The sequence below is a fragment of the Pseudaquabacterium rugosum genome (genome assembly GCF_038066575.1).
Classification (GTDB): domain Bacteria; phylum Pseudomonadota; class Gammaproteobacteria; order Burkholderiales; family Burkholderiaceae_C; genus Pseudaquabacterium; species Pseudaquabacterium rugosum.
Genome location: NZ_JBBUTF010000040.1, coordinates 1 through 21,275 on the forward strand (window position 1 = coordinate 1; position 21,275 = coordinate 21,275).

A 21,275-nucleotide genomic window follows, 5' to 3' on the forward strand; every position below is an offset into this window, starting at 1 on the left:
GAAGCCGTGGCCCAGCTGTCGGAACTCGGCATCGGCCAGTCCAGCGCCGTCGGCATCGGCGGTGACCCGATCAACGGCCTGAAGCACATCGACGTGATGCGCGCCTTCAACGACGATCCTGACACCGACGCCGTGATCATGATCGGCGAGATCGGCGGCCCGGACGAGGCCGAAGCCGCGCGCTGGTGCAAGCTGAACATGAAGAAGCCGATCGTGGGCTTCATCGCCGGCGTCACCGCGCCTCCCGGAAAGCGCATGGGCCATGCCGGCGCGCTGATCTCCGGCGGCGCCGACACCGCCGACGCCAAGCTGGCCGTCATGGAAGAGTGCGGCTTCAAGGTCACGCGCAATCCGTCCGAGATGGGCAAGCTGTTGAAGGCGATGCTGTAAGGCACGGCTGCGGGCAGGCGCCCGCGCCGCCGCGTCCGACGGGGCCCCGATTCCGGGCACCCGACAGTGCAGGGCCACCTCAGGGTGGCCCTTTGCATGGGGGGCCAGGACATCCCCCCAAGTCCGGACAGCCGCTCTTGGCAGCCCCCACGGCTTGTGGGCCAATGGACGCCCACCTGACCCGTCAGGCACAGCCACAGGAAGGCACAGGGCATGGCCACCAGCAGCAAGCGTCCGGTCCGCAAGACCATCCCCCGGAAGGCCGCGGCGGCATCAGCCCAGACATCGCCCCCGGCCGCGTCCGAGGCCCTCCCCACGGCGCCCCCCGCGCCCCGGCGCATCACCTTCCTGGTCCGCGGCAGGCCGGACGCGCAACGCGGCCTCACACCGGTCGATGCCGACGGCGACGAGGTGGTGCACGCCTGGCGCCTCAGCAGCGAGGCCCGACGCGCTGGCAGCGCGGCCGCCACCGAACAGCGGCTGGAGGCCGTGGTGGGCGAGCACATCGTGCGTCTGGTGGCCGCCGACGGGCCCGAGCTTTTCCTGCACCCGGAGACCGCGCGCGAGCTGCTGAACGCCACCGCGCCCGATCCCGATCCCGATACCGATCCCGAACGGCCGGCGCAGCGTACGCGCTCAGGCGGTACGGACGCCACCGGGGCCCCGGCACCGCTGGACGCCGACACCGTGCGCGTCCACCCTCGCCTGGTGCTGCCGGGGGCCGGCACGGGGCCGAGCCCGGCAGCGCAGCGCGGCCTCCTCGGCGATCTGAAGGACTGGGTGATCGACCGCTTCGAGGTGCTGAAGCCGGCCCTGCCGTCCAGCCTGACGACGGCGCTGGCCTCGGCCGCGGGCGAGCTGGCGGCCGAGCGCATCATCCAGTGGCGGGACGGAATGGTCACCCCCGGCGTGTACGCGCTGCAGGCCAGGGTGGCGCCCACGCCCTTCCAGCCCCAGGGCCTCGCGCCGCTGCAGACGCTGCCCGCACGGCCGGACCAGCGGCCCATCCTGGTGCTGATCCATGGCACCTTCGTCGACACCAGCAGCACGTTCTCCAAGCTGTGGGGCGTCCAGCAGGGCGCCACCGGCGCACTGGTGCAACGTCTGTTCGAGGCCTATGACCATGCGGTCTATGCGCTCGACCATCGCACCCTGGGCGACAACCCGTTCGAGAACGCGAGGCCACTGGTGGAGGCCCTGGAAGACGGTGCCGTGCTGCATCTCGTCTCGCACTCGCGCGGCGGCCTGGTGGCAGAGGCCCTGGCCCGCCTGATCGACCTGCCGCTGGATCAGGCCGCCACGCTGGACACCGCCTTCCAGGGCGTCGACGAACAACTGGCCGCGGACGCCAAGGCGCTGCACGCCCGCCTGCACGCCAAGCGCATCCGCGTGGGCCGCATCGTGCGGGCGGCCTGCCCGGCACGCGGCACCGTGCTGGCCTCGGGCCGGCTGGATGTCTACCTGTCGGCCATCGCGTGGCTGCTGCAACGCAGCGAGCTACCGGGCATCACGGCCTTCACCGAGTTCACCAAGGCCGTGGCCCGCGGGCGGATGGACCCGCGCCTGGCCCCGGGCCTGCGCGCGATGATGCCCGGCAGCGCCTTCGTGCAGTGGCTCAACAGTGCGGTCGACACCCCGGTGACGGCCGAGCTGCGCGTCGTCGCCGGCGATCTGCAGGCCGACGGCTTCCTGAGCCTGCTCAAGACCCTGGCCGCCGATGCCTTCTACCAGTGCGACAACGATCTGGTGGTGCACACGGCGTCGATGTACGGCGGCGCCCCGCGCGAGGCCGGTGCCAGCTTCGTGCTGCACCAGGGCGGCGACGCCTCGCACTTCGAGTACTTCAGCACGCCCGAACTGGCACGAGCCATCGTCGACGGGCTGACCGAGGCCCAGCCGCCCCACTTCCGCGCCACCGGCCCCGAATCCTGGGCCGGCCGTGACGCCAGCGGCGTGCGCGGCGTGGGCCTGGGCATCGGCGGCTGGACCGGCGGGGAGCGTCCCGACCAGCCCGAGCGCCCGGCCCTGGTGCTGCTGCCCGGCATCTGCGGCAGCACGCTGGACCGCGACGACAAGCCGCTGTGGGTGGGCTGGCGCCTGCTGGGCGGGCTGGACAAGCTGGCCTACGCCCCGGGCCAGGACCGCATCATCGCCAGCGGGGTCATCGAGCGGTACTACGCCAAGCTGGCCCGGCACCTGGAGTCCACCCACCAGGTCACCGTCCACCCCTACGACTGGCGGGCCCCCATCCCCGAGGCCGCCCGCGGCCTGACCGAACACCTGCGCGGCCTGCTGGACGCCCGCAGCCGCAGCGGCCAGCCGGTGCGCGTGCTGGCCCACAGCATGGGCGGCCTGGTGGTCCGCGCGGTGCAACTGCACGACCCCGCGCTGTGGAACCGCCTGCTGGCCCAGCCCGAAGGCCGCGTCCTGATGCTGGGCACGCCCAACGGCGGCTCCTGGGCGCCGATGCAGATGCTGTCGGATGACGACGACTTCGGCCGCACGCTGACCGCCTTCGGCGCGCCGCTGAGCGGCGGCAAGGCGCGGCAGATGATCGCGGGCTTCCCCGGTCTGCTGCAGATGCAGGACGGCCTGCTGGACCCTGCCCTGAACCTGGGCAGCCAAGCCGGCTGGCAGGCCCTGGCCGACGCCGATCGCGACTTCACCCGCCAGCAGAACCACTGGCAGCGCGGCGGCGACGTCGACGACAGCCACCGCGATCTGCACGAGGTGCAGTGGGGCCTGCCCGACACGGCGCTGTTGCAGGCGGCCCGGCAGCTGCGTCAGGACTTCGACAACCAGCGTGACCACCTGGCGCCCGAACAGGCCCGCAAGATGCTGCTGGTCGTGGGCACGGCGCCGAAGACGCCGGCCGGTGTCCGGGTGCTGCCCGGCCAGGGCGTGCGCTACCTGAACGCCCCCGAGGGCGGTGACGGCCGCGTCACCCACCGCAACGCCTGCCTGCCCGGCGTGGCCACCTGGCAGGCCGGCGCCGTGCATGGCGACCTGCCCAGCCTGGACAGCGCCTTTCCTGCCTACCAGGAGCTGCTGGAGCAGGGCCGCACCCAGTTGCTGCCCGCCTTCGCGCTGAAGGTGCCCGCCACCGGCAGCCGTGCCCAGTCAGAGGGCCCGGGCACCGCCGTGCCGCCGCAGCCCACCGAGTGGCTGCCCCGCCTGCGCGAGCTGGACGCCACCCTGCCCCCGCTGCGCGGTGGCACCGAGGGCAGCGGCAGCGGCCGCACCGGCGGACGCGGGCCGCGGCGCCAGCCCGGGCCGCTGCAGGTCACCGTCGTGCACGGCAACCTGCGCTATGTGGACCGGCCGCTGTTCATCGGGCACTACCAGTCGTCCACGCTGTCCGGCACCGAGAAGGTGGTGGACGAGGAGATCGGCAACCAGAACACGCTCAGCAGTGCCTTGCGCCTGCAGGCCGGCCATTACCCCGACCGCGTCGGCATGCACCAGGGCTTCCAGCGCCTGCCCGCGCTCGACGGCAGCACCCGCCCCTTGCCCGAGGCCGTGGTGGTGGGCCTGGGCGTGGAAGGCGACCTCAGCGAGGCCCAGCTGACGCACAGCGTGCGCCTGGCGGTGCTGGACTGGCTGCAGCGCCTGCACGAGCGCAACGCGTGCGCACGCCACGAGCAGCGCCCGCTCCACAAGCCGGACATCGCCGCCGTGCTGCTGGGCAGCGGCGGCATCGGCATCGCGCCGGGCACCTCGGCACGCGCCATCGTCAAGGCCGTGATGCTGGCCAACCAGCGTGCGGCCGAGGTGCAATGGCCCACCGTGGCCGACCTGCAGCTGATCGAGCTGTACCTGGACCGCGCCACCGAGGCCTGGCAAGCCCTGCGTCCGGTCGGGGGCAGCCTGTCAGGCCTGACGCTGAGCCCCGCGATCCTGCCGGCCAATGGCGGCAAGCTGCGGCCGCTGGATGGCGGCTACCGCGGCGCCAGCCGCGATCTGGTGCGCGTGGTGGGCGCCGGCCAGGGCCGGCTCGAGTTCACGATGGACAGCCGCCGCGCCCGCAGCGAGGTGCGCGGCAACAGCACCCAGGTGGCCCTGGTGCGCGAGATGGTGCGCGCCGCCGTGCCTCCGGCCGATGCCGACCCCGAGACCTTGCGCCGCCGGCCCACGCCGCAGGCGCTGGGCCGCACGCTGTTCCAGCTGCTGGTGCCACCGGCCGTCGAGCCCCACCTGCTGGACTGCACCGAGCTGCAGCTGGACCTGGACGACGCCACCGCCGCATTGCCGTGGGAACTGCTGGACCCGCGGCCCGACCCGCGCGACACCAGCAGCGGCGAGCCCTGGGCCCTGCGCAGCGGTCTGCTGCGCAGCCTGCAGATGCAGGATGAGCGCAGCGCCGGCCTGCGCGACAGCGTCGGCACCGACGATGTGCTGGTGATCGGCGACCCGCTGCTGACCAACCCCCGCTACCGGCCACTGCCCGGCGCACTGGAAGAGGCCCGGGCCGTGGCCGACCGCCTGGGCCAGCCCTGCAGCGACGCGCCGATGACCGTGCGCAGCTGCCTGCAGCAGGACGCGCTGAACACCATCACCGCGCTGCACGAGCGCGACTGGCGCATCGTCCACATCGCCGGCCATGGCTACTGGGGCCAGGGCGCCAACGAGCAGGAATCCGGCGGCGGCGTGGTGCTGTCCGGAGACGGGGTGTACCTCGGCCCGGCCGAGGTGTGCAGCCTGCGCGCGGTGCCCGAGCTGGTCTTCGTCAACTGCTGTCACCTGGCCAGCGTGGTACCGGTGAAGGACGACCAGCTCAAGGCGCTGGAACACTTTGAACACGGCACCTTCGCCTCCGGTGTGGCCAGGGAACTGATCCGCCAGGGCGTGCGCTGCGTGGTGGCGGCCGGCTGGCCCGTGGACGACAACGCCGCCAAGACCTTCGCCACCCGCTTCTACGACACCCTGCTGCACGGCCGCAGCTTCGCCGACGCCGTGCGCGACGCCCGGCGCAAGACCTGGGAGCAGGAAAAGGCCGAGGCCCGCAACGGCACCACCTGGGCCGCCTACCAGTGCTACGGCGACCCGGCCTGGCGCCTGACCGAGCGCGTCGCAGGCCCGACCGCCGCGCCCAGGCCCGAGGACCGCTACGCCGGCATCGCCAGCGCCTTCGGCCTGAAGGTCGCGCTGGAGAGCCTGGAAATGGATGCCCGCTGGGAGCGGAACCGGATCGCGGCAGGCCGGGCCGATCTGGCCTGGCTGGACGCGCGCTTCGGTGAGCGCTACGGCAACCGGGGCGACATGGCCGAGGCCTTCGCCCGCACCTGGCTGCACCACGACGAGGTGGACAAGGCCCTGCGGTGGTACGAACGGGCCTGCGGGGCCAACGATGGGCTGGCCAGCCTGCACGCCCAGCAGGAGATGGCCAACCAGGCCGCCCGGTCGGCGCTGGAGCGCCTGCGCGCCCGCCGCGGCCGCACCACACTGGGCGTGGCCGACATCGAGGACACGCTGGCGGTCATCGACCGCGCACTGGACCGGCTGAACGCCCTGGTCGCGCAACGGCCGACGATGGAGGTGCACAGCCTCGTCGGTTCGGCCTGGAAGCGCAGGCTGATGGCGCTCGATCTGCACCCGACGCCGCCAGAGCAGGCGCGCACGACGGCCCAGGACCACATGAGCGCGGCTTACGCGCTGGCCCGGGACGCCAGCGCCAGCCTGCCGGCGAGCAAGCAGCTCTATCCGATGCAGAACCTGCTGGCGGCGGACCTGCGGCGCGTCTTCATCCTGGCGGCGCGCCCGGACGAGACGACGCTCCACGCGCTGCGGCAGCAACTGGAGGCCTGCCGCCGACTGGCCTGGGCCGACGAACTGCCCGACGAATGGCAGACCGCCGCCCGCGTGGAACTGGCCCTGCAGGCCGCGCTGCTGGAAGAACGCGACGGCGAGATCGCCACCGTGATCGCCCAGATCCGCACCTTGCAGCGCCGCCAGCCGGATCCCAAGCTCTGGCGCACCCAGCTCGACCAGCTCGACTTCCTGCTGCCCGCCGATACCCGCCCTGCTCTGCGGAGGATGGGCCAGCCGGTGAAGGACCTGCTGCGGCAACTGGCTGGCTGAGCGCCTTCCAGCCGTCGCACCGCGCGGCGGTCGCGCGTCCCGCCGCCACCGCATCCGTTGCGCACACACGACATCCCCACGCAAATCCTGATTCACAAAACTTTCGCTTAATCGTGCCTCCGCATCCGTGGCGGAGCATGTCGACAGACCCGGCCGGCTGGTGCAGCGCACCGATCAGGACCGGGCCTGTTCCCGGGGCCGGCGACGACCGGCCCGCATGCTCCTCATGTTCGAAGGAATCACGATGTCCTCCTCCCTCATCCGCCGTCCCCATCTGCTGATCGGCTCGGCTGCCCTGCTGCTGTCGGCTGCCGCGCACGCGGAATTCCAGGTCTACGGCACGCTGGACCTGAGCCTGGGCAAGAACGAGATCGCCGGCGACCAGAAGGTCGATTTCCACTCCGGTGGCGGCACCAACGGCAACTCCACCAGCAAGTTCGGCTTCAAGGGCTCGACCGATGTCGGCAACGGCCTGAAGGCCAACTTCCAGCTGGAATCGGGCGCCCTGCAATCGGACGGCAGCATCAGCGGCAAGTTCTTCGGCCGCCAGGCCTGGGCCGGCCTGTCGGGCGCCTTCGGTGAGGCGCGCCTGGGCGTGCAGGACAACGTCGGCTTCGAGGTCCACTCGGGCAACGACCTGAACGGCGCGGCCAACGCCGCCTCGGCCCTGGTCAACGCCGGTGTCAGCCCGACGCTGGGCAACGGCCGCGCCAAGGGCCGCGAGCTGCAGTACTTCTCGCCGTCCTTCGGTGGCGTGAAGTTCCTGGCCGCGGTGCAGCCGGCCGGTGAAGACTCGGCCAGCGACAGCACGATCAAGACCAACGGCGCCCTGGGTGCCGTCTACGCCGCCGGCCCGCTGAACGTGGCGTTGAGCTTCGAGAGCCGCACCCACGAGAACAGCGCCAACGCCGCCGGCCTGTCGGCCACCTACGCGCTCGGCGCGGCCAAGGTCATGGCCAGCTACAGCAAGATCGGCGACAGCTTCGGCCCGGGCCTGGGCGTCAGCGCCCCGGTCGCCGGCTTCACCGTCGGTGCGCAGTTCGCCAAGAACAACGCCAACGGCGCACTGGCCACCGAGTGGTTCGTCAACCGTGAAGTGCTGAAGAACACCGTCGTCTACTTCGACGTCGGCACGCTGAACACGACCACCGAGAAGGTCAAGCAGACCTACGCCCTGGGCGCGATCTACTCGTTCTGATCGTCCGCTGCGGTGCTCCCCGACCGGGTGCGCCGCAGCCGGTCCGAGCATCGCCCCGCCAGATCCCCCGCCGCCGGCCACGAGCCGTCAGGCAGGCCTCACAGGCCCCGCACGGTTGCCCGCCGGCGGGGCCTGTGTCGTTGTGGAGACACCGCCGGCGGCGTCCCGGTTTCAGCTGCAACACGGACGCAGCGGCATCGCATCACGGCGCAACCGCCCCGGCGCACAGTCACGGACATCCGCTGCCGATGTCACCGCGCCCACGAGGGGCGGCACCGCCGGCGGTCACCGGCCGGCCCACCATCGGACCCCGGCCGCATCCCACTGCCCCACATCTGGAACCAGGAGCACACCATGAACTTCCGTCGCATCGCCCTGCCGCTGGCCGCCGCCGCCGCCGCCCTGATCACCACCGTCGGCGCCCAGGCTGCGCCGCTGAAGGACGTGCGTCTGGGCGAGCTGGTGAGCACGACCGAGGTCGAGCGCGTCATCGCCATCGGCGCCGACACCCGCTGGGTCAACGTGCAGCATGGCGAGACCGTGCGCTTCCTGCTGGCCGACGGCCACAGCTTCACCGTCGACTTCAACGGCATCGCCAACTCCTTCGACCTGAACCAGGTCGCGCCGGCCGGCCTGCTGTCACAGCGCGTGATCGCCTACGTCGAACAGGACCACGAGAACTGAGCGGCGCCGGGCGGCCGCCACCGGCTCCGACGAGCCGCCTGGCCCGGCCCGCCCCGCCATGAAAAAAGGCCGCGCATCGCGCGGCCTTTCGTCGTTCCGCGGCCCCTCGCGGGGCCGGGCGATCCGATCAGCGCTGGGCCAGCGGCAGCACGTCGCGACGTGCCGCACCGACGAAGAGCTGGCGCGGACGGCCGATCTTGTACTCGGGGTCGGCGATCATCTCGTTGAGCTGGGCGATCCAGCCGACCGTGCGGGCCAGCGCGAAGATCGCGGTGAACAGCTGCACCGGGATGCCGATGGCGCGCTGGACGATGCCCGAGTAGAAGTCGACGTTCGGGTACAGCTTGCGGCTGACGAAGTAGTCGTCTTCCAGGGCGATCTTCTCGAGCGCCATGGCCAGCTTGAACAGCGGGTCGTTCTGCAGACCCAGCGCACCCAGCACCTCGTGGCAGGTCTCGCGCATCAGCTTGGCGCGCGGGTCGTAGTTCTTGTAGACGCGGTGACCGAAGCCCATCAGCTTGACGTTGCTGGACTTGTCCTTCACCTGCTTGATGAACTCGCCGATCTTGTCGACGCCGCCCATCTGCTGGATTTCCTCCAGCATGTTCAGGCAGGCCTCGTTGGCGCCGCCGTGGGCCGGGCCCCACAGGCAGGCCACGCCGGCGGCGATGGCCGCGAACGGGTTGGTGCCCGACGAGCCGCACAGGCGGACGGTCGAGGTCGACGCGTTCTGCTCGTGGTCGGCGTGCAGGATGAAGATCCGGTCGAGCGCGCGCTCGATGACCGGGTTCACCTTGTATTCCTCGCACGGGGTGGCGAACATCATGCGCAGGAAGTTGCCCGCGTACGACAGATCGTTCTTCGGATAGATGTACGGCTGGCCGATGCCGTACTTGTAGGACATCGCCACCAGCGTGGGCATCTTGGCGATCAGGCGGATCGCCGCGATCTCGCGGTGCTGCGGGTTGTTGATGTCGGTGCTGTCGTGATAGAAGGCCGACAGCGCGCCCACCAGGCCGGTCATGACGGCCATCGGATGGGCGTCACGGCGGAAGCCGCGCAGGAAGAACTGCATCTGCTCGTTGACCATCGTGTGGTTGGTCACGCGAGACTCGAAGTCCTTCTTCTGGTCACCGTTGGGCAGCTCTCCGTAGAGCAGCAGGTGGCAGGTTTCCAGGAAGTCGCAGTTGACGGCCAGCTGCTCGATCGGGTAGCCGCGGTACAGCAGCTCGCCCTTGTCGCCGTCGATGTACGTGATCGTGCTGTTGCACGACGACGTCGACAGGAAGCCCGGGTCGTAGGTGAACTTGCCGGTCTGACCGTAGAGCTTGCGGATGTCGATCACGTCAGGGCCGAGAGTGCCCTTGTAGATCGGCAGGTCCATGCTCGGGCTGCCGTCCGAGAACGACAGGGTGGCTTTCACGTCGGAGGGGGTCATTTGCGAGTTCCCTTTCTAGTCAAACCGTAACGGTCACACGGCGGTGGCCGGGGGCCGGGGCAGGCCCCGGGCGCGCAGCATGCCGAGCACATCCAGCACTTCCGGGCGGGCGAGCTCGGCTTCAGGCTCCCGCCGTGCCAGCAACAGATCCAGCAGATCGTTGTCGGACAGATCCATCAGGGCCTGCAACCCGTTGGCGTGCCACAGCGTCAATTCCTGCTCATGGGCCTGGAAGAACTTCTCGACGAAGAGATCGTTCTCCAGCAGACCACGGCGGCAACGCCACTTCAGACGGCTCAGCTCGGTCGTACCGAGCGGGCTGTGCAGGGCGGCATCAACGTCGTGGGGAACCATGGGCAGGGAATCTCGGCTGCGGCCCGGGGGCCGTATGGCGGGCAGGCGATGGAAGGTGTGGACGTGTCCGGCGTCGAACGTGCGTCGCAGGAGATGGACGGGCGCGGTTTACACCGCGCGACGCACCATCAGTTCCTTGATCTTGCCGATCGCCTTCGTCGGGTTCAGCCCCTTCGGGCAGACGTCGACGCAATTCATGATGGTGTGGCAGCGGAACAGGCGGTACGGGTCCTCGAGGTTGTCGAGGCGGGCACCGGTGTCCTGGTCGCGGCTGTCGGCGATGAAGCGGTAGGCCTGCAGCAGACCGGCGGGGCCGACGAACTTGTCGGGGTTCCACCAGAAGCTGGGGCAGCTGGTCGAGCAGCTGGCGCACAGGATGCACTCGTACAGGCCGTTCAGCTCGTCACGCTCTTCCGGCGACTGCAGGCGCTCCTTCTCGGGCGGCTGCGTGTCGTTGACCAGATAGGGCTTGATCGAGTTGTACTGCTTGAAGAACTGCGTCATGTCCACGATCAGGTCGCGGATGACCGGCAGGCCCGGCAGCGGACGCAGCACCACGGTGCCCGACAGGTCGCGCATGTTGGTCAGGCAGGCCAGACCGTTCTTGCCGTTGATGTTCATCGCGTCCGAACCGCAGACGCCTTCACGGCAGCTGCGGCGGAAGCTCAGCGTCGGATCCTTGGCCTTCAGCTTCAGCAGCGCGTCGAGCAGCATGCGCTCGTTCCCGTCGAGTTCGATCTCGAGGGTCTGCATGTAGGGCTTGGCATCCTTGTCCGGGTCGTAGCGGTAGATCTGGAAGGTTCTCTTGGCCATGTTCTTGCTCGTGTCTTCGACCGGGGGATCAGAAGGTACGGACCTTCGGCGGCACCGACTCGACGGTCAGCGGCTTGAGCTGCACCGGCTTGTAGTCCAGGCGGTTGTCCGCGCTGTACCACAGGGTGTGCTTCATCCACTCCTTGTCGTTGCGGCCCAGCGGGAACTCGGCGTCATCGGCACCGCGCTCGTAGTCCTTGACGGTGTGGGCGCCGCGGCACTCGTGGCGGGCGGCCGCGCCCTCGATCGTGGCCTGTGCGGCCTCGATCAGGTTCTCGACCTCCAGCGCCTCGATGCGGGCGGTGTTGAACACCTTGGACTTGTCCTGCAGCGTGATGCCCTTGACGCGTTCGCGGATGGCCGCGACGGCGTGCGTGCCGGCGGTCAGCAGCTCCTGCGTGCGGAACACGGCGGCATGCTTCTGCATGGCCGAGCGCAGGTCGTTGGCCACGTCCTGGGCGTACTCGCCACCGGTCGAGCTGTCCAGCTTGGCGATGCGCGACAGCGAGAAGTCGGCGGCATCGGCCGGCAGCGGCTTGTGCTCCTTGGCCACACCCTTGAGTGCGTCGACGATGTGGTTGCCGGCCGCACGGCCGAACACCAGCAGGTCCAGCAGCGAGTTGGTGCCCAGGCGGTTCGCGCCGTGCACCGACACGCACGAGCACTCACCGACCGCGTACAGGCCGTTGATGACGTCGTTCGGGTTGCCGTTCTTCGGCGCCACCACCTGACCGTTGATGTTGGTGGGGATGCCACCCATCTGGTAGTGGATGGTCGGCACCACGGGGATCGGCTCCTTCGTGATGTCGACGTTGGCGAAGTTGTGGCCGATCTCGAACACCGACGGCAGGCGCTTGAGGATGGTCTCGCCGCCCAGGTGGGTCATGTCCAGCACGACGTAGTCCTTGTTCGGACCACAGCCTCGGCCTTCCTTGATCTCCTGGTCCATGCAGCGCGAGACGAAGTCGCGCGGCGCCAGGTCCTTCAGCGTCGGGGCGTAGCGCTCCATGAAGCGCTCGCCGTTGACGTTGCGCAGGATGGCGCCCTCGCCGCGGCAGCCTTCGGTCAGCAGCACGCCCGCGCCGGCCACGCCGGTCGGGTGGAACTGCCAGAACTCCATGTCTTCCAGCGGGATGCCGGCACGCGCCGCCATGCCCAGGCCGTCACCGGTGTTGATGAAGGCGTTGGTGGAGGCGGCGTAGATGCGGCCGGCACCACCGGTGGCGAACAGGGTGACCTTGCCTTCCAGGATGAAGACCTCGCCGGTCTCCATCTCGAGGGCGGTCACGCCGAGCACGTCGCCGTCGGCGTCGCGGATGATGTCCAGCGCCATCCACTCGACGAAGAAGTTCGTGCGGGCCTTGACGTTCTGCTGGTACAGCGTGTGCAGCATCGCGTGACCGGTACGGTCGGCCGCGGCGCAGGCGCGTTGCACCGGCTTCTCACCGTAGTTGGCGGTGTGGCCGCCGAACGGACGCTGGTAGATGGTGCCGTCCGGGTTGCGGTCGAACGGCATGCCGAAGTGTTCGAGCTCGTAGACGACCTTCGGTGCCTCGCGGCACATGAACTCGATGGCGTCCTGGTCACCCAGCCAGTCCGAACCCTTGACGGTGTCGTAGAAGTGGTAGTGCCAGTTGTCCTCGCTCATGTTGCCGAGCGAGGCACCGATGCCGCCCTGGGCGGCCACGGTGTGCGAGCGGGTCGGGAAGACCTTGGACAGCACCGCCACGTTCAGGCCCGCACGGGCCAGTTGCAGCGATGCGCGCATGCCGGAACCACCGGCGCCGACGATGACGACGTCGAACTTGCGACGGGGAACCGAAGACTTGATGTTTGCCATGTTCTTTCTCACAGCCTCCAGAGCACCTGCACGGCCCAGCCGAGGCAGCCGACCAGCCAGACGAGGGTGATGACCTGCCCCAGCAGGCGCATCCCGACGGGCTTGACGTAGTCCATCCAGACATCGCGCAGGCCGACCCAGGCGTGCCAGGCCAGCGAGATGAAGACGACGAAGGTCAGCGCCTTCATCCATTGACGCGAGAAGATCGTCGCCCAGCTGTCGTAGCCCAGCGGGCCGCCAGCGAGCACCTGCAGCAGCAGCAGGGCCGTGTAGACCAGCATGATGACGGCGGTGATGCGCTGCATCAGCCAGTCGCGCAGGCCGTAGTGGGCGCCGACCACCAGGCGCTTGGAACCGTAGTTGATGGCCATGAGGGTTTGCCTTCTTGTCGGTAAGGAGGGGTCGGTCAGAACAGACCGAACAGCTTGGCGCCGAGCGCGATCGTCAGCGCGATGCTGACCGCGAACACGGCCTTGGCCGAGCTGGCGCCCTGCTGCTTGGTCACGCTGTGGGTGGCATCCATCCACAGGTGGCGCGCGCCCGCACAGGCGTGATGCAGGAATGCCCAGATCAGGCCCAGCGTGGCCAGCTTCACGATGAAGCCCGGGATCACGCCGATGCCGGCCGTGAAGGCGCTGGCGAACTCGTCGTAGGACGCTTCGGAGCTGACGCTCTTGTCGAACAGCCAGATCACGAAGGGCAGCAGCACCGCCATGATGATCCCGCTGGCGCGGTGCAGGATCGACAGCTGGGCCGCCAGCGGCAGCTTGTACTGCAGCGCTTCGACCAGGCGCATGTTCGCGCCGGGGCGCGCGTCGCCCTTGCGGGCCTTGGTAGGTGAGGTGTCTGCCATGGGAGCTACGCTCTGTAATTCAAGTGAAACCCAGGAAGTTTATTGCAATGCACAAGGCTTACCAGAGCCTTTAACCTTGCCCCGTCCGCAGGGCACGACGATCCTTCGCAACATCAGTTCAGCTCGTTGCGGTAATGGTGGCGCACGGTGTGATAGAGGCCGCGGCGCAGCTCCACCGGCTTGTCACCGTAGGTGAAGGACAGGCGCTCGACGCTCAGCAGCGGCGTGCCCGGCGGCAGGGCCAGCACCTCGGCCGCGGTGGCGTCGGCCGGCACGGCACGGATGCGCTCCTCGGCGCGGATCATGCGCACACCGAACTCGGTCTCGAACATGCCGTACATCGGGCCCTTGTAGTCGGCCAGGCGCTCGGCGCTCAGGCCCTTGAACAGCTGGCCCGGCAACCAGATCTCGTCGAAGACCACCGGCTGCTGGCGCGCGGACGGATCCTGCACGGGCGTGAGCAGGACGCGGCGCAACTGCACCACGGCGTCGCCGCTCTTGATGTCGAGCGCGCGGGCCACGTCGGCCGGCGCGCGCGTGCGGCGCACGTCCAGCAGACGGCGGGCCATCGTGCGGTCGTCGCCCTCGTCGGGCATCAGGCGCAGGAAGCGGTACTGGATCTGCTCTTCGGCGTGGGTGGCGACGAAGGTGCCCTTGCCCTGGCGGCGCACCAGCAGGTTCTCGGCGGCCAGCTCGTCGATGGCCTTGCGCACCGTGCCCTGGCTCACCTTGAAACGTGCAGCAAGATCCAGTTCGCTCGGGATCGATTCGCCCGGCTTCCACACGCCAGCCTGCAGCTCGCGCATGATCAGGCTCTTGATCTGCTGGTAGAGCGGACTGAACGAGGGCGCGCCACCGACCGGCAGGCCCACGCCGTCCGCCGCGCTCTCGGGCGCGCCGGAGGCTCCGGACAGGGACGGGTGGGACGGGGTGGCGGGCATGGGCGCGGATTGCAGCACAGTCACGCATTGTCGTCCATCAAATGCTGACTGATGTCTTATAGAAGATATATGACCGTTTGACGGCGGCCCGGGTCAACCCGTAGACTCGCCTACACTGCGCAGCGCACGCGCTCGAGCCCCCACGCCCCGGCACCGATCCGGCCGCGCCGCAAGCCGCCCGCAAGGTGGCAGGCGCATGCTGCCGCCCCCGCCGTCGCCGTGCCGCCGCCCGCGCCACTGCCCTGCCGCGCCGTCTTCCCCCTTTCCATTTCCTTCCGGAGCCAACCCATGAGCAAGAAGCCCGTCCGCGTCGCCGTCACCGGTGCCGCCGGCCAGATCGGTTACGCCCTGCTGTTCCGCATTGCCTCGGGCGAAATGCTCGGCAAGGACCAGCCGGTGATCCTTCAACTGCTGGAGATCCCCGACGAGAAGGCCCAGAACGCGCTCAAGGGCGTGATCATGGAACTGGAAGACTGCGCCTTCCCGCTGCTGGCCGGCATCGAGGCCCACAGCGACCCGATGACCGCCTTCAAGGACACCGACTACGCCCTGCTGGTCGGCGCCCGTCCCCGCGGCCCCGGCATGGAGCGCGCCGACCTGCTGGCCGCCAACGCCCAGATCTTCACCGCCCAGGGCAAGGCCCTGAACGCCGTGGCCTCGCGCAACGTGCGCGTGCTGGTGGTCGGCAACCCCGCCAACACCAACGCCTACATCGCGATGAAGTCGGCCCCGGATCTGCCGGCCAAGAACTTCACCGCCATGCTGCGCCTGGACCACAACCGCGCCGCCTCCCAGATCGCCTCCAAGATGGGCATCGCCGTGGGCGACATCGAGAAGCTGGCCGTGTGGGGCAACCACTCGCCGACGATGTACGCCGACTACCGCTTCGCGACCGTGAACGGCAAGTCGGTCAAGGACGCCATCAACGACCACGACTGGAACGCCAACACCTTCCTGCCGACCGTGGGCAAGCGTGGCGCCGCGATCATCGCCGCGCGTGGCCTGTCCTCGGCCGCCTCGGCCGCCAACGCCGCCATCGACCACATGCGCGACTGGGCCCTGGGCACCAACGGCAAGTGGGTCACAATGGGCATCCCGTCCAAGGGCGAGTACGGCATCCCTGCTGAAGTGATGTTCGGCTACCCCGTCACCTGCGAAGGCGGCGAGTACAAGATCGTCGAAGGCCTGCCCATCGATGCGTTCTCGCAAGAGTGCATCAACAAGACCCTGGCCGAGCTGCAGGGCGAGCAGGACGGCGTCAAGCACCTGCTGTGATGCCGATGCACGCACCGCGACCCGGCGATGACCGGATGCGGTGCCTGTACCGCAACTGACACCCCCGCGGGCCGGTGGACACCACGATGTCCACCGGCCCGTCGTCGTTTCAGGCCTCCCCAGCCCCCCATCACGGATCACGGAACTGAAGTTCTGCCCGCCCGCGGCCGAAGATGCAGGCGGGCGCCCACTCCTCCGAGCCGCCCGAGTGCCGTCGTCGATGTCCAGCCCCGCCCCCGCCTCTCCCGCTCCGCCCTCCACCCTGCCCCCGGCCCCGCCGTCGGCGCCACTGCGGCCCGAACAGGCCTTGGTCGACGACGGCCCGGCCGCCGCCGACCTGCCGGTGTGCGACCACTACTGCGGCACTGAAGCGCGCATGCGCAAGGCGCTCGACCTGCAGGCCGAGCTGGGGCCCCTCTTCGACATCACGCTCGACTGCGAGGATGGCGCCCCGATCGGCGGCGAGGCCGAACACGCCGCGCTGTGCGCCGAGCTCGCCCTGTCGACGGCCAACCGGCACGGCCGCGTCGGCGCCCGCGTGCACCCGGTCGACCATCCGGCCTTCGCCGCCGATGTCGAGACCCTGGTCGGCCGCGCCGGCGACCGGCTGGCCTTCCTGATGGTGCCCAAGCCGCGCGACCTGGCCGATGCCCGCCGCGCGATCGCCCACATCGAGCATGTGGCCCGGGTCCATGGCCGCGGCGGCGGCCTGCCGGTACACGTGCTGATCGAGACCCATGGCGCGCTGCGCGACGTGCACGCCATCGCCGCGCTGCCGCGCATCGAAAGCCTGTCCTTCGGCCTGATGGACTTCGTCTCGGCCCACCGCGGCGCGATCCCGCAGACGGCCATGGGCGTCGACGGCCAGTTCAGCCATCCGCTGGTGGTGCGGGCCAAGCTCGAGATCGCCGCGGCCGCCCATGCCTGCGCCAAGGTGCCCTCGCACTGCGTGGTCACCGAGTTCAAGGACGTGCAGGCCCTGGCCGGCGCGGCCCATCGTGCCGCGCGGGAGTTCGGCTACACCCGCATGTGGAGCATCCACCCGGCCCAGATCCGCACCATCGTGGACGCCTTCGCGCCGACCACGGCCGAGGTGGACGAAGCCATCGCTATCATCATGGCCGCTCAGGACGCCCATTGGGCACCGATCCGCCACCGCGACACGCTGCACGACCGTGCCAGCTTCCGCTACTTCTGGCAGGTGCTCCAGCGCGCCCGCCGGACCGGCCAGCCGCTGCCGGTCGAGGTCACGCAACGGCTGTTCGCCGACGCCTGACCCACCCCGCACGGCGCCGGTCCATCCACCCCCTCAGACTCCCTGTATCGGAGCCCTCCATGAAGACGTCGCCCCTCCTGCACCCGGCCGCCCTGCTGACCATCGCCCTGCTGGCGTGCACCGGTGGTGCCCAGGCCCAGGCCAGCCGCAAGACCGCCAAGCCCGCCGAGCTGCCCCCGCTGACCGAATCCCAGATCGCCACCGCCCAGAACGTGCTGACCGGCGAGATCGACTGCGAAGGCGGCAAGAAGCTGTCGCTGAACGCCATCGACGGCAAGCCCGGCTACTTCGCGATGAAGCTGGGCAAGCAGTCCTGGACGCTGGCGCCCCAGGACACCACCACCGGCGCCGTGCGCCTGGAGGACAAGAAGGCCGGCATGGTGTGGATCCAGATCCCCGCCAAGTCGATGCTGATGAATGCCAAGAAGGGCCAGCGCGAGGTCGACAACTGCACGGCCGCCGCCCAGCGCACCACCAGCTGAGCCCGCGGCACGGGAAAGTCCGGAGCACGGGCGTCCGCCAGCCGGTCCGTGGCCGGCCGATACTCCGCGGCATCCTCACCCTGACCGGACCCGCACGATGATCTCCGTCTTCCTGGCTCTCGTCCCCCTGCTGTTCGCCACCGGCTGCCTGGTCTGGCTGATGACCAGCGGCGCCGAGGCCCAGGCGAAGTCCGATGCCTGGGCCGAGGACTGGATGCGCGACAACGGTGGCGCGGGCCACGACCACGGCCACGGCCACCACTGATCCGGCCAGCGCGCCTCGCGCCCAGCCCTCGAGGGCCGCCCCGGCATCACGCCGGCGCGGCCCTCGTCATTTGCACGCACGCCATGCTGCGCGGCTCGACACGCTGGGCCACAATCCGCCATGCAGGAGAACCCTGCCTCGCGCAAGTCCTGCCCCCGGGCTGTGCCTTGCGCTTGGCAAGTCTTATATAAGACATAAAATAACGGATCGTGGACGAACCGCGGCGGCTTCTGGCCGCCGCGCGATCGCCTCCTTCCTGTCGCCGGAATCACCGGCACCGCATTGCGGCAGAAGGCCTGCGCCCCTCCAGGGCCGGGTGCTTCCGCCACCGCTTCCGCCCTCGCCCCCACAAGGAGCCCTCGCCATGTTGCAAGCCTATCGCCAACACGCGGCCGAACGCGCCGCCCTCGGCATCCCCCCGCTGCCGCTGGATGCCAAGCAGGTCGCCGAGCTGATCGAACTGATCAAGAACCCGCCGGCCGGCGAGGACGCCTTCCTGCTGGACCTGCTGACGCACCGCGTGCCCCCGGGCGTGGACGATGCGGCCAAGGTCAAGGCCTCGTTCCTGGCCGCCGTCGCGCACGGTGAGCTGGCGGTCGGCCTGATCTCCAAGGCCAAGGCCACCGAGCTGCTGGGCACCATGGTCGGCGGCTACAACGTGCATCCGCTGATCGAGCTGCTCGACGACGCCGACGTGGCCGGTGTCGCGGCCGAGGGTCTGAAGAAGACCCTGCTGATGTTCGACTACTTCAACGACGTCGCCACCAAGGCCAAGGCCGGCAATGCCAAGGCCCAGGAAGTGATGCAGTCGTGGGCCGACGCCGAGTGGTTCACCTCGCGCCCGGAAGTCGAGAAGAAGATCACCGTCACCGTCTTCAAGGTGCCCGGCGAGACCAACACCGACGACCTGTCGCCGGCGCCCGACGCCTGGAGCCGCCCGGACATCCCGCTGCACTACCTGGCGATGCTGAAGAACACGCGTCCCGACGCGGCCTTCAAGCCCGAGGACGACGGCAAGCGCGGCCCGATGCAGTTCATCGAGGACCTGAAGAAGAAGGGCAACCTCGTGGCCTACGTCGGCGACGTGGTGGGCACCGGTTCTTCGCGCAAGTCGGCCACCAACAGCGTGATCTGGGCGACGGGGCAAGACATCCCCTTCGTGCCGAACAAGCGCTTCGGCGGCGTCACGCTGGGCGGCAAGATCGCCCCGATCTTCTTCAACACGCAAGAGGATTCGGGCTCGCTGCCGATCGAGGTGGACGTGTCCAAGCTGGAGATGGGCGACGTCATCGACGTGCTGCCCTATGACGGCAAGATCGTGAAGGACGGCCAGACCGTCGTCGAGTTCAAGCTCAAGAGCGATGTGCTGTTCGACGAGGTGCGCGCCGGCGGCCGCATCAACCTGATCATCGGCCGCTCGCTGACGGCCAAGGCGCGCGAGTTCCTGGGCCTGCCCGCGTCCACCGCCTTCCGCCTGCCGCAGGCCCCGGCGGCCTCGCAAGCCGGCTTCACGCTGGCGCAGAAGATGGTCGGCCGTGCCTGCGGCCTGCCGGAAGGCCAGGGCATCCGCCCGGGCACCTACTGCGAGCCGAAGATGACCACCGTCGGCAGCCAGGACACCACCGGCCCGATGACCCGTGACGAGCTGAAGGACCTGGCCTGCCTGGGCTTCAGCGCCGACATGGTGATGCAGTCGTTCTGCCACACGGCCGCCTACCCGAAGCCCGTCGATGCCAAGATGCACCGCGAGCTGCCGCCCTTCATCAGCAACCGCGGCGGCGTGGCCCTGCGCCCGGGCGACGGCGTGATCCACAGCTGGCTCAACCGCCTGCTGCTGCCCGACACCGTCGGCACCGGCGGCGACAGCCACACCCGCTTCCCGATCGGCATCTCCTTCCCGGCCGGCTCCGGCCTGGTGGCCTTCGGCGCCGCCACCGGCGTGATGCCGCTGGACATGCCCGAATCGGTGCTGGTGCGCTTCAAGGGCGAGATGCAGCCCGGCGTCACCCTGCGTGACCTGGTCCACGCGATCCCGCTGTACGCGATCAAGGCCGGTCTGCTGACCGTCGCCAAGGCCGGCAAGAAGAACATCTTCTCGGGCCGCGTGCTGGAGATCGAAGGCCTGCCCGACCTGAAGGTCGAGCAAGCGTTCGAGCTGAGCGACGCCTCGGCCGAGCGCTCGGCCGCCGGCTGCACGATCAAGCTCAACCAGGCCCCGGTGATCGAGTACCTGAAGTCGAACGTCGTTCTGATGAAGAACATGATCGCCGACGGGTATGCCGACGCCAAGACGCTGGCCCGCCGCATCGAGAAGGTCGAGGCCTGGCTGGCCGCGCCGAACCTGCTGGAAGCCGACGCCAACGCCGAGTACGCCGCCGTCATCGAGATCGACCTGGCCGAGATCACCGAGCCGATCGTCTGCTGCCCGAACGACCCGGACGACGCCAAGACGCTGTCCGAAGTCGCCGGCACCAAGATCGACGAGGCCTTCATCGGCTCGTGCATGACCAACATCGGTCACTTCCGTGCAGCGGCCACCGTGCTGGGCGGCGCGCGTGACATCCCGGTCAAGCTGTGGGTCGCCCCGCCGACCAAGATGGACGCCTCCGAGCTGATGAAGGAAGGCCACTACGCCGCCTTCGGCACCGCCGGTGCCCGCACCGAAATGCCGGGTTGCAGCCTGTGCATGGGCAACCAGGCCCAGGTCAAGGAAGGCGCGACCGTCATCTCGACCAGCACCCGCAACTTCCCGAACCGCCTGGGCAAGAACACCAACGTGTTCCTGGGCTCGGCCGAGCTGGCCGCCGTCGCGTCCAAGCTGGGCAAGCTGCCGACCAAGGACGAGTACCTGGCCGCCACCGGCGTCATCACCGCCAAGGCCGACCAGATCTACAAGTACATGAACTTCAACCAGATCGACGAGTACGTCGAGACGGCGAAGACCGTGGCCTGATCAAGACGTAGCCTTGCACCGAGAAGCCCGCCTCGTGCGGGCTTTTTTTTTGCCGATCGACAACGTACCATGATCCGGCCTTAAGCTTGGAACAGCTCTCTATGTATTTGCATAAAGTAGACCTGATAAACATCAGATCAATCAAAAAACTTCAAATGTCCTTTACCAAAGGAAAGGAGCCTGGTTGGCATGTATTAATTGGCGACAACGGATCCGGAAAGTCCACGGTAGTCCGCAGTATCGCAGCCGCGCTAATAGGACCAGATGAAATCGGCGCGCTTCGCCCTTTCTGGGACGAATGGCTGACCTCCGGGGCATGGCGCACTCTAAACTGAAGCGCAACACCCGAACTGAATCAAAGACCTGAGGCGATGGGCCAAGCATATTCAAGCCTGAGCATCGAGGAGCGCACGCAGATCAGCCTGCTGCGCAGCC

Annotated in this window: 16 protein-coding genes and 1 pseudogene; 10 read left to right on the forward strand and 7 right to left on the reverse strand. The window is 69.1% G+C overall.

The features are described from left to right. The 4 genes and pseudogenes from AACH11_RS24350 to AACH11_RS24365 form a co-directional block, all read left to right on the forward strand. Window positions 1-390: pseudogene (locus AACH11_RS24350) on the forward strand (succinate--CoA ligase subunit alpha); the annotation flags it as partial. Window positions 391-603: 213 nt separating this feature from the next. Continuing rightward, window positions 604-6,468 (forward strand): CHAT domain-containing protein, encoded by a 5,865-nt coding sequence (locus AACH11_RS24355; protein WP_341376888.1) that lies wholly within the window; start codon window positions 604-606, stop codon window positions 6,466-6,468. Between the two features lie 244 nt (window positions 6,469-6,712). Further along, window positions 6,713-7,666 carry a porin gene (locus tag AACH11_RS24360; RefSeq protein ID WP_341376889.1) on the forward strand — a complete coding sequence of 318 codons (954 nt, stop codon included), beginning with the start codon at window positions 6,713-6,715 and terminating at the stop codon, window positions 7,664-7,666. Between the two features lie 354 nt (window positions 7,667-8,020). Continuing rightward, window positions 8,021-8,350: a CzcE family metal-binding protein gene (locus tag AACH11_RS24365; RefSeq protein WP_341376890.1), complete on the forward strand. Its 330-nt coding sequence runs from the start codon at window positions 8,021-8,023 to the stop codon at window positions 8,348-8,350. Between the two features lie 127 nt (window positions 8,351-8,477). On the opposite strand, the gene gltA is transcribed toward AACH11_RS24365, so the two are convergent. The 7 genes from gltA to AACH11_RS24400 form a co-directional block, all read right to left on the reverse strand. Further along, window positions 8,478-9,788: a citrate synthase gene (gene gltA, locus AACH11_RS24370; protein ID WP_341376891.1), complete on the reverse strand. Its 1,311-nt coding sequence runs from the start codon at window positions 9,786-9,788 to the stop codon at window positions 8,478-8,480. A gap of 33 nt (window positions 9,789-9,821) precedes the next feature. Then, entirely contained in the window at window positions 9,822-10,142 is a 321-nt protein-coding gene (locus tag AACH11_RS24375; protein WP_341376892.1) for an FAD assembly factor SdhE, read from the reverse strand. Between the two features lie 108 nt (window positions 10,143-10,250). Next, window positions 10,251-10,955 (reverse strand): succinate dehydrogenase iron-sulfur subunit, encoded by a 705-nt coding sequence (locus tag AACH11_RS24380; protein WP_341376893.1) that lies wholly within the window; start codon window positions 10,953-10,955, stop codon window positions 10,251-10,253. Window positions 10,956-10,983: 28 nt separating this feature from the next. Then, window positions 10,984-12,795 (reverse strand): succinate dehydrogenase flavoprotein subunit, encoded by a 1,812-nt coding sequence (sdhA, locus tag AACH11_RS24385; RefSeq protein ID WP_341376894.1) that lies wholly within the window; start codon window positions 12,793-12,795, stop codon window positions 10,984-10,986. Window positions 12,796-12,803: 8 nt separating this feature from the next. Continuing rightward, window positions 12,804-13,166, reverse strand: a complete 363-nt coding sequence (gene sdhD, locus AACH11_RS24390) for a succinate dehydrogenase, hydrophobic membrane anchor protein (RefSeq protein WP_341376895.1) — start codon at window positions 13,164-13,166, stop codon at window positions 12,804-12,806. 35 nt (window positions 13,167-13,201) lie between these two features. Beyond that, a complete protein-coding gene (sdhC, locus tag AACH11_RS24395; protein ID WP_341376901.1) occupies window positions 13,202-13,591 on the reverse strand; it encodes a succinate dehydrogenase, cytochrome b556 subunit in 390 nt (129 codons plus the stop codon). A gap of 170 nt (window positions 13,592-13,761) precedes the next feature. Next, window positions 13,762-14,589: a GntR family transcriptional regulator gene (locus tag AACH11_RS24400; protein ID WP_341376896.1), complete on the reverse strand. Its 828-nt coding sequence runs from the start codon at window positions 14,587-14,589 to the stop codon at window positions 13,762-13,764. Between the two features lie 288 nt (window positions 14,590-14,877). Here AACH11_RS24400 and AACH11_RS24405 point away from each other — a divergent pair, with 288 nt between their 5' ends. The 6 genes from AACH11_RS24405 (at window position 14,878) to AACH11_RS24870 (ending at window position 21,175) form a co-directional block, all read left to right on the forward strand. Beyond that, complete coding sequence (locus tag AACH11_RS24405) at window positions 14,878-15,864, forward strand: malate dehydrogenase (protein ID WP_341376897.1); 987 nt, start codon at window positions 14,878-14,880, stop codon at window positions 15,862-15,864. Window positions 15,865-16,084: 220 nt separating this feature from the next. After that, a complete protein-coding gene (locus AACH11_RS24410) occupies window positions 16,085-17,140 on the forward strand; it encodes an HpcH/HpaI aldolase/citrate lyase family protein (RefSeq protein WP_423228814.1) in 1,056 nt (351 codons plus the stop codon). Between the two features lie 59 nt (window positions 17,141-17,199). Further along, a complete protein-coding gene (locus AACH11_RS24415) occupies window positions 17,200-17,622 on the forward strand; it encodes a hypothetical protein (protein WP_341376898.1) in 423 nt (140 codons plus the stop codon). 97 nt (window positions 17,623-17,719) lie between these two features. Beyond that, a complete protein-coding gene (locus AACH11_RS24420; RefSeq protein ID WP_341376899.1) occupies window positions 17,720-17,887 on the forward strand; it encodes a hypothetical protein in 168 nt (55 codons plus the stop codon). Window positions 17,888-18,251: 364 nt separating this feature from the next. Next, window positions 18,252-20,840 (forward strand): bifunctional aconitate hydratase 2/2-methylisocitrate dehydratase, encoded by a 2,589-nt coding sequence (gene acnB, locus AACH11_RS24425; RefSeq protein WP_341376900.1) that lies wholly within the window; start codon window positions 18,252-18,254, stop codon window positions 20,838-20,840. 101 nt (window positions 20,841-20,941) lie between these two features. Beyond that, window positions 20,942-21,175, forward strand: a complete 234-nt coding sequence (locus tag AACH11_RS24870) for an AAA family ATPase (RefSeq protein ID WP_423228815.1) — start codon at window positions 20,942-20,944, stop codon at window positions 21,173-21,175. The last annotated feature ends 100 nt before the right edge of the window (window positions 21,176-21,275 follow it).